At 64.0% G+C, this 8,707-nt stretch carries 11 protein-coding genes; 10 read left to right on the top strand and 1 reads right to left on the bottom strand.

What is annotated here, in order from left to right:
• The first annotated feature begins 94 nt into the window (after window positions 1-94).
• Complete coding sequence (locus ACFC3J_RS15465) at window positions 95-1,297, top strand: phosphoglycerate kinase (protein WP_375197019.1); 1,203 nt, start codon at window positions 95-97, stop codon at window positions 1,295-1,297.
• Between the two features lie 126 nt (window positions 1,298-1,423).
• The gene (locus tag ACFC3J_RS15460; protein ID WP_375197030.1) at window positions 1,424-2,320 is read left to right on the top strand and encodes a fructose bisphosphate aldolase; all 897 of its coding nucleotides are present in this window, start codon (window positions 1,424-1,426) and stop codon (window positions 2,318-2,320) included.
• A gap of 42 nt (window positions 2,321-2,362) precedes the next feature.
• On the opposite strand, the gene ACFC3J_RS15455 is transcribed toward ACFC3J_RS15460, so the two are convergent.
• A complete protein-coding gene (locus ACFC3J_RS15455; protein ID WP_375197018.1) occupies window positions 2,363-2,728 on the bottom strand; it encodes a hypothetical protein in 366 nt (121 codons plus the stop codon).
• A 94-nt stretch (window positions 2,729-2,822) separates the two neighbouring features.
• On the opposite strand from ACFC3J_RS15455, the gene thiE reads away from it, so the two are divergent.
• From thiE to ACFC3J_RS15415, 8 genes are all read left to right on the top strand, one after another.
• Window positions 2,823-3,512, top strand: coding sequence for a thiamine phosphate synthase (gene thiE / locus ACFC3J_RS15450; protein ID WP_375197017.1), 690 nt, complete (start codon window positions 2,823-2,825; stop codon window positions 3,510-3,512).
• 61 nt (window positions 3,513-3,573) lie between these two features.
• Window positions 3,574-4,671: a L,D-transpeptidase gene (locus ACFC3J_RS15445; protein ID WP_375197016.1), complete on the top strand. Its 1,098-nt coding sequence runs from the start codon at window positions 3,574-3,576 to the stop codon at window positions 4,669-4,671.
• Window positions 4,668-5,237 (top strand): M23 family metallopeptidase, encoded by a 570-nt coding sequence (locus ACFC3J_RS15440; protein WP_375197015.1) that lies wholly within the window; start codon window positions 4,668-4,670, stop codon window positions 5,235-5,237. The genes ACFC3J_RS15445 and ACFC3J_RS15440 overlap by 4 nt, the downstream gene beginning before the upstream one ends.
• A gap of 100 nt (window positions 5,238-5,337) precedes the next feature.
• Window positions 5,338-5,901, top strand: a complete 564-nt coding sequence (efp, locus tag ACFC3J_RS15435; RefSeq protein WP_021238169.1) for an elongation factor P — start codon at window positions 5,338-5,340, stop codon at window positions 5,899-5,901.
• Between the two features lie 134 nt (window positions 5,902-6,035).
• Window positions 6,036-6,851: an inositol monophosphatase family protein gene (locus tag ACFC3J_RS15430; RefSeq protein ID WP_375197014.1), complete on the top strand. Its 816-nt coding sequence runs from the start codon at window positions 6,036-6,038 to the stop codon at window positions 6,849-6,851.
• 130 nt (window positions 6,852-6,981) lie between these two features.
• A complete protein-coding gene (locus ACFC3J_RS15425) occupies window positions 6,982-7,356 on the top strand; it encodes an NADH-quinone oxidoreductase subunit A (RefSeq protein ID WP_192666551.1) in 375 nt (124 codons plus the stop codon).
• Window positions 7,347-7,901: an NADH-quinone oxidoreductase subunit B family protein gene (locus ACFC3J_RS15420; RefSeq protein ID WP_192666552.1), complete on the top strand. Its 555-nt coding sequence runs from the start codon at window positions 7,347-7,349 to the stop codon at window positions 7,899-7,901. Before ACFC3J_RS15425 ends, ACFC3J_RS15420 begins: the two co-directional genes overlap by 10 nt.
• A gap of 1 nt (window position 7,902) precedes the next feature.
• Window positions 7,903-8,628: an NADH-quinone oxidoreductase subunit C gene (locus tag ACFC3J_RS15415; protein WP_375197013.1), complete on the top strand. Its 726-nt coding sequence runs from the start codon at window positions 7,903-7,905 to the stop codon at window positions 8,626-8,628.
• Window positions 8,629-8,707: the final 79 nt, after the last annotated feature.

The following is an 8,707-nucleotide window of genomic DNA, read 5'->3' as shown; positions in this document are numbered from 1 at the left end:
GGCGAAGTTCCTCTAAACGAAAAAAGAACCCCGCCGGACCAACCGGCGGGGTTTTTACTCACCGACCCGAATTCCAGACAATATAGGAGCGATCATGGCGAAGCCGTTCAAGACACTCGACGATATGGGGGACATCACGGGCAAGGTGGTGCTGGTTCGCGAGGATCTGAACGTGCCGATGCAGGATGGCTCCGTCACCGACGATACGCGCCTGCGCGCCGCCATGCCGACCGTGCTGGAACTGGCCGATCGCGGCGCGAAGGTGCTGATCCTCGCCCATTTCGGTCGTCCCAAGGGACAGAAGAACCCGGAATTTTCGCTTTCGAAGATCACCCGGCCGTTGACCGCCGTGCTGGGCCGCGATGTGCAGTTCATCCCCGATTGTCAGGGCGAGGCGGCTGTCGACGGCATAAAGGTGATGCGGAATGGCGACATTGCGATCCTTGAAAACACCCGCTTCCATCCCGGCGAGGAAAAGAACGACCCCGCGCTGGTCGAGGCGATGGCGGCGATCGGCGATCTTTACGTCAACGACGCCTTCTCCGCCGCGCACCGCGCCCACGGCTCGACCGAGGGGCTGGCGCACAAGTTGCCCGCCTTTGCCGGGCGCTCGATGGAGAAGGAGCTGGACGCGCTTCAGGCCGCGCTGGGCGAGCCGGTAAAGCCGGTCGCGGCGGTCGTCGGCGGCGCGAAAGTGTCGACCAAGCTCGACGTGCTGAACAATCTCGTCGCCAGGGTCGACCATCTGATCATCGGCGGCGGCATGGCCAATACCTTCCTCTATGCGCGGGGCGTCGATATCGGCAAGTCGCTGTGCGAGAAGGATCTGGCCGGAACGGCCGAGGCAATCTTCGACAAGGCGGAAGCGGCCGGCTGCACCATCCATCTGCCCTATGATGTGGTGGTGTCGAAAGAATTCGCCGCCAATCCGCCGTCCTTGCGGATCTGCAACGTCCATGAAGTGGCCGAGGATGAAATGATCCTCGACGTCGGCCCCGCTGCCGTCGAGGCGCTGGGCGATGCGCTCAAAAATTGCCGGACGCTGGTGTGGAACGGCCCGCTCGGCGCGTTCGAGATCGCGCCTTTCGACAAGGCGACGGTGGCGCTGGCCAAGACCGCGGCGGCGCTTACCAAGGAAGGTGGGCTGACGTCCGTCGCAGGCGGCGGCGATACCGTCGCAGCGCTCAATCATGCGGGTGTGGCGGGCGATTTCAGCTTTGTTTCCACCGCTGGCGGCGCCTTCCTCGAATGGATGGAAGGCAAGGAGCTGCCCGGCGTGAAGGCGCTGATGGCCTGAACAGGATTGCGGGGCGCGCCTTGGAGAGCGGCGCGCCTCGCTCGACCGTGGACGCCGTGCAAGGCGTCCTTCCCATAGGCGCGCAGCCCCGATGGGCGGCGCATCCAACAGAAAAGGTATGTGCAGATGCAGTTCGAGGACATGAAGGCGAAGATAGAGGGCGGCAACGGCTTCATCGCGGCGCTCGACCAGAGCGGCGGTTCGACGCCCAAGGCGCTCAAGGGCTATGGGATCGAGGAAGGCGCGTGGAGCAACGAAGAGGAGATGTTCGGCCTTATCCACGCCATGCGCAGCCGGATCATCACCTCGCCGGTCTTTTCGGGCGAGAAGGTGCTGGGCGCGATCCTGTTCGAGCGCACCATGGATGGCGAAGCGGGCGGCAAGCCGGTGCCGCAGGCGTTGATCGAGCGCGGCGTGGTGCCCTTCATCAAGATCGACAAGGGCCTTGAGGACGAAGCCAATGGCGTGCAGCTTATGAAGCCCAATCCGGGCCTCGATACGCTGCTGCATCGCGCCAAGGCGCTGGGCGTGTTCGGCACCAAGGAGCGGTCGGTCATCAATCTCGCCAATCGCGAGGGCATTGCCGCCGTCGTCAGGCAGCAGTTCGAGGTCGGGCAGCAGGTTCTGGCCGCCGGTCTGGTGCCGATCATCGAGCCGGAAGTGAACATCAAAAGCCCCGAGCGCGCCGAAGCCGACCAGATCCTGCTGGAGGAAATCCTCAAGAATCTCGACGCGATGCCGGGCGACGACAAGGTGATGCTGAAACTGTCGCTGCCGACCAAGGCCGGTCTGTTCGATCCGCTGGTCGACCATCCCCGCGTGCTGCGCGTCGTGGCGCTGTCGGGCGGTTTCTCGCGCTCCGAAGCCTGCGCCGAGCTGGCCAAGAATCGCGGCATCATCGCCAGCTTCAGCCGCGCGCTGCTGAACGATCTGCGCCACCAGATGAGCGACGCCGAGTTTGACGCATCGCTGGGTGAAGCGATCGATGAAATCCACGGCGCCTCGACGAAGAAGGTCGCCTGAGATTGATGATGCGAAGGCGGCTTCCAGCGAAGCCGCCTTTCTTCATGTGGCGGCGCGGCTCAGCCAGTCCAGCGCTTCGGTGCGGCTTTCCACCAGAACGACATTATCGCGCGCCAAAGCTCGCTGCGCCTGCGCGCCAGCCAGCGATCCGGGGCGGATCAGCGCGACGCGCCGGGCACGGCAGCGCGTGTTGACGACCATGTTCCGGAACGCGGCGATTACCTCCTGCGGCTGGATCGAGCAGTTTACCGTATCGACCATGATGTCGAACTGACCGCTGCCCAGGCCCATGTCCCGGACGGCGGCGGCCTTTTGCCGCTCGAAATCCTGCACGTCTTCCACCGAGAGAAAGCCCGACAGTTCCGCGATGACGAGCTGGCGGAAGGGGAGGGATTTAACCTGAATCATGCTGGCGGCTTTCGATCATTTCGATAAAGAAACCATTAAGTCGAACCGCTTTGCCCCGCTCGACAAACGGACCGCGCCTCCCTAATCCTCCGGCATGACCGATTTCACCGACGAAGAACTGGCGCTCGATCCCCATTTTGCCGACCGTTTCGAGCAGGGCTTTCGTCCGCCCTGCCAGCTCTATCTGGTCTCTCCACCCGCGATCGGGGCAGGTTTTGCGGACAGCCTTGCCGCGGCTTTCGACGGTGGGCAGGTCGCGGCTTTCCAGCTTCGCCTGAAGGGGCTGGATGAGGACGCCATCGCCCGCGCCGCCGAGCCGATCCAGAAACTCTGCGCCGAGCGGGAGACTGCCTTCATCATCAATGACAGCATGATGCTGGCCAAGCGGCTGGGGGCCGACGGCGTGCATCTGGGGCAGGGCGATGGCGACCCGCGTGACGCGCGCAAGCTGCTTGGCCCTTCCGTGCAGATCGGCGTGACCTGCCATGACAGCCGCCACCTTGCCATGGAAGCGGGGGAAGCCGGCGCCGACTATGTCGCCTTCGGGGCCTTCTATCCGACCGCTACCAAGGACACGTATCATCGGCCCGATCCGTCGATCCTGAGTTGGTGGACGGCGCTGTTCGAACTGCCCTGCGTGGCGATCGGCGGCATCACGGCGGAAAATGCCGCGCCGCTGGTGAAGGCGGGTGCGGATTTTCTGGCGGTCAGCGGGGCGGTGTGGAACCATCCCGGCGGCCCGCAGGCGGGCGTGGCCGCCTTTGGGGCAGTGCTGGGACGCTGATCCCGCCCGGCAGGCAGGCAGCTTTATGCAAAGCAGCGCGTTCTCTCATGAAAAGGAGAGAATGCCCGTGAAAAAACATAGCCTTGCCCTCAGCCTGCTTTGCGTGGCCTGTAACATGACGGTGACGGATGCCAATGAAAGCGCGTCCTCCCGGCAGCCGGACGGGCAGGCGGAAAGGCAGTCAGCGCAGCCTGCCGCGGATCCGCATGCATTTGTCATCGTGCCCGAACCCGCCGGAACGCCTGCGCGGGTGGAGTCGGTGCTTCAGGCGCAGGTCGCGCTGGACCGGGCCGGCTTTTCGCCCGGCGTGCTGGACGGCAGGGAGGGGATGTCGTTCGCCACGGCACTGACTGGATTTCAGAAGGCCAAGGGGCTGCCCGCGACGGGGCATTATGATGAGGCCACGGCCAAGGCGCTGTTGGGCGATCGGCCCCAGCCCGCAACATGGCTGGTGCGGATACCGGAGGGCTTCGTCAAAGGGCCGTTTTTCGCCGTCCCCAAGGATCTGAACGAGCAGGCGAAGCTGCCCGCCCTGGGGTATCGCAACCTGCTGGAAAAATTGGCCGAGCGTTTTCATACGACGCCCGAGGCGCTGATGGCGCTGAACCGGCCCGATACGAAGGTTGGAGCGGGCGCCGCCATCCGCGTGCCGGCGATCGCCAACCAGCCGGTGGCGCGGATCGAAGGCGATGAGCGCGGTTGGGGCGAGACGCTGGCCAGCCTGGGCGTCGCAAAGGACCAGCCGCAGGCGGATCATATCGTGGTGGACAAGTCGGACGGCGTGCTGCGGGCCTATGACGCGCAGAACCGGCTGATCGCGCAATTCCCCGCCACCATGGGGTCGCAACATGATCCGCTGCCAATCGGAACATGGGAAATCAAGGGCTTGAGCCGCAATCCTGACTTTCATTATAATCCGGATCTGTTCTGGGACGCAGCCTCCACGGACCAGAAGGCGGTGTTGAAGCCCGGTCCCAACGGCCCGGTCGGGGTGGTGTGGATCGACCTGTCGAAGCCGCATTACGGCATCCACGGCACGCCGGAGCCGCAGACGATCGGACGCACCGAAAGCCATGGCTGCATTCGCCTGACCAACTGGGACGCCGCCCGCCTGGCGCAGATGGTGCAGTCGGGCGTAAAGGCGGTGTTTCAGTTATGAGCGCGCGCGGCTGGGCGGGGGGTGCGCTTGCCGTCCTGCTCTGCGCGCTGTTTCTGCGGCTTTGCGTGCGGATCGTTCCGGCGGACGCGCCGCAGCCTGTCCGCCCGCAAAGACCCGTTTCGGCCGGGACGGGCGAACTGCTCATCCCGGTGGAGGGCGTGCCGCCGACGGCGCTTTCCGATACCTTCACCCAGGCGCGGGCGAGCGGGGCGCGGGTGCATGATGCGATCGACATCATGGCGGCGCGGGGGCGGGCGGTGCTGGCCGCGGCCGACGGGCGGATCGAAAAGCTGTTCTGGAGCGAGGAGGGCGGGCGGACCGTTTACCAACGCTCGGCCGACGGGCGGCGCATCTATTACTATGCGCATCTCGACGGCTATGCAGCGGGGCTGGCCGAGGGGCAGAGCGTCCGGCGCGGCCAGCGGATCGCCAGCGTCGGCAGCACGGGCAATGCGGATCCGGCGGCGCCGCACCTGCACTTCGCCGTGCATGAGATGGAGGCGCGCGAGCCGTGGTATGGCGGGCGGGCGATCAATCCCTATCCCTTGCTGGCGAAACCGCGATAGGCGGCTCCCCCTTGCCCTTTTGCCCTCATCCATGTAAGGGCGCGCGCAGCCTTGCGAGGCCGGCTCTTTTCACCTTCAGACATATAGGCAGGCTCTTCCCATGAAGATCAGCGGCGTCGAGATTCGTCCCGGCAACAACATCGAATATGACGGCAGCCTCTGGCGCGCCGTGAAGATCCAGCACACCCAGCCCGGCAAGGGTGGCGCCTATATGCAGGTGGAACTGAAGAATCTGATCGACGGGCGCAAGAACAACGTCCGCTTCCGGTCGGCTGAAACCGTCGAGCGCATTCGCCTCGACACCAAGGATTTCCAGTATCTCTATGCCGAGGGCGACATGCTCGTCTTCATGGACACGGAGACCTATGAGCAGATCAATCTGCCGCAGGATCTGGTGGGCGAGGCTTCGGCCTTCCTTCAGGACGGCATGATGGTCATGCTGGAAATGTACGAGGAGCGTCCGATCTCGGTGCAGCTGCCCGAAACGGTCGAGGCGACCGTGGTCGAGGCCGACGCCGTGGTGAAGGGCCAGACCGCTTCGGCCAGCTACAAGCCCGCCATTCTCGACAATGGCGTGCGGGTCATGGTGCCGCCGCATATCGTCACGGGCACGCGCATTGTCGTCGATGTGTATGAGCGCGAATATGTGAAGCGCGCCGACTGACAAGAATGTTTCCTCTCCCGCATATGGGAGGGGGCGGGGGTAGGCGGCGAGCGAAAGCAAGCCCTCTGCCCCTTCCTTTTTAGCGCTGATGGCGCGGCAACCCTCCCGCTAGCGGGACGAGGGAGACAAGAAAAATGGTATCGCACTCGGGCCTTCTGACCGTCATGGAACGCGCCGCGCGCAAGGCCGGCTCCAAGCTGCGCCGCGACTTTGGCGAGGTCGAACATCTCCAGGTGTCCCGCAAGGGGCCGGCGGACTTCGTGTCCAAGGCCGACCAGCAGGCGGAAAGGACCCTGGTGGAAGAATTGCAGAAGGCCCGGCCCGACTGGGGTTTCCTGCTGGAGGAGGGCGGCGAGATCGCCGGCGATCCCAACAAGCCGCGCTGGATCATCGATCCGCTCGACGGCACCAGCAACTTCCTGCACGGCATTCCGCATTTCGCCATTTCCATTGCCGTCGAGGAACCGCTTTACGGCGGCGCCAGGCGCGAGGTGACGAGCGGTCTCGTCTATCAGCCGGTGACCGATGAGAGTTATTGGGCGGAAAAGAGCCGGGGCGCCTGGCGCCATGACCAGCGCCTTCGCGTGTCGGCTCGCCGCGACCTGGGCGAATGTCTGATCGCGACCGGCATCCCGTTCATGGGGCATGGCGATTTCGCCCAATGGACCCGCATTTTCGGCGCGGTGGCGCCCTCGGTCGCGGGCATCCGGCGCTTCGGCGCGGCTTCCCTCGATCTCGCTCATGTGGCTTCGGGCCGTTATGACGGTTTCTGGGAAAGCGGCCTTCAGCCCTGGGACGTTGCGGCAGGCCTGCTGCTGGTTCGCGAGGCGGGCGGTTTTGCGACCGACTTCCGCGGCGGCGATCAGCCGATCGAGCGCAAGGAAGTCATTGCGGGCAACGACGCCATCCATAGTAAATTGCACAAGCTGGTAGCAGGCGCCCTGCGCTGAAAAACCCGCCTTTTGGTAGCGTGATCAAGCCTCTGCAATTGTTGCGAATCATTCTCACAGGTTCGCCCCTTGCTTCGCATATGCAGCAGGCCTAAAGCGCGCTCACGTTTCATTCGCCCAGGGGATTCCGTTGGTCGATCTAGCCCAATATCTGCCGATCCTGATCTTTCTCGGGATTGCCATTCTGCTTTCGAGCGCATTCGTGTTTCTGCCGATGCTGGTGGGCCGCCTGACCGGCGCGCACCAGCCTGATCCGGCCAAGCTCAGCGAATATGAATGCGGCTTTCCGGCCTTTGAAGAGCCGCGCAGTCAGTTCGACGTGCGATTCTATCTCGTCGCGATCCTGTTCATCATCTTCGACCTGGAAGCGGCGTTTCTCTTTCCCTGGGCGGTCAGCCTCGACCAGATCGGCTGGGCCGGCTGGGCGACGATGATGATCTTCATAGCGGAGCTGGTGCTCGGCCTCGTCTATGCGTGGAAGAAGGGAGCACTCGATTGGGAGTAGAACTTGACCGTCCCATCCCCGGCACCCTGCCGCCGGTGGGAACGCAGCCCGACCAGGATTTCTTCAATGCGCTGAACAGCGAAGTCGGCGACAAGGGCTTCCTCGTCACCTCGACCGAGGAGCTGTTCCAGTGGGCGCGCACCGGTTCGCTCTGGTGGATGACCTTCGGTCTGGCCTGTTGCGCGGTGGAGATGATCCACGCCAACATGCCGCGCTATGACATGGAGCGTTTCGGTGCGGCGCCGCGCGCCTCCCCGCGCCAGTCGGACGTAATGATCGTCGCGGGCACGCTGTGCAATAAGATGGCTCCCGCGTTGCGCAAGGTTTACGATCAGATGTCCAATCCGAAATATGTGATTTCGATGGGCAGCTGCGCCAACGGCGGCGGCTATTATCACTATAGCTATTCGGTAGTTCGTGGCTGCGATCGGATCGTGCCGGTCGACATCTATGTGCCGGGTTGCCCGCCCACTGCCGAAGCGCTGCTTTACGGCGTGATGCAGTTGCAGCGGAAGATCCGCCGGATCGGGACGGTTGAGCGTTAATATGGGTCATTCTGCTCCTAAGGTCGTGAACCCGGATGGGATCGCGCAGGAAATTGCCGGGCTGCTGGGGTCAATGCTGGTCGAAACCGTCGAGCAGGCGGACGAGCTGAGCTTCACCGTCGCGCGCGAGAAGCTGGCCGATGCCATGCTGCTGCTGCGCGACAGGGCAGGCTATCAGCAGCTGATGGAAGTGGCGGGCGTCGACTATCCGGAACGTCCGGATCGCTTCGAGGTCTGCTATCATCTGCTCAGCGTCACGCGGAACCATCGCGTCCGCGTGAAGGTGTCGACGGACGAGGACAGTCCGGTTCCTACCGTCACGCACATCTGGCCGGTCGCCGGCTGGCTGGAGCGCGAGGTGTTCGACATGTATGGCGTCATCTTCGAAGGCAATGGCGACCTGCGCCGCATCCTGACGGACTATGGGTTCAAGGGGCATCCGCAGCGCAAGGACTTCCCCCTGACCGGCTATGTCGAGCTGCGCTATTCCGAGGAAGACAAGCGCGTGGTTTATGAGCCGGTGCGTCTGGCGCAGGATTTCCGCAGCTTCGACTTCATGAGTCCGTGGGAAGGCGCGCAATATGTGCTGCCGGGCGACGAAAAGGCGGCGGCGCCCGCTGCGCCTGCTGCCGCTCCCACGCCCAAGACGACGGACAAGCCCGGCGTCAGCGGGGCGGGCGAGCCGACCGACAGCGAGGCGAACAAAAAGTCTGAGGACAAGGCCTGATGTCCGACTATCTGGAAAAGCTGGACCATCTGACCGACGCGGCGGACCCGACGCTCGGCGATACGGAGATCCAGAATTA

This window comes from Sphingobium sp., from assembly GCF_041987595.1.
Taxonomy (GTDB): domain Bacteria; phylum Pseudomonadota; class Alphaproteobacteria; order Sphingomonadales; family Sphingomonadaceae; genus Sphingobium.
The sequence above is the reverse complement of the archived record's forward strand: the minus strand, read 5'-3'. Positions and strand labels throughout refer to the sequence as shown.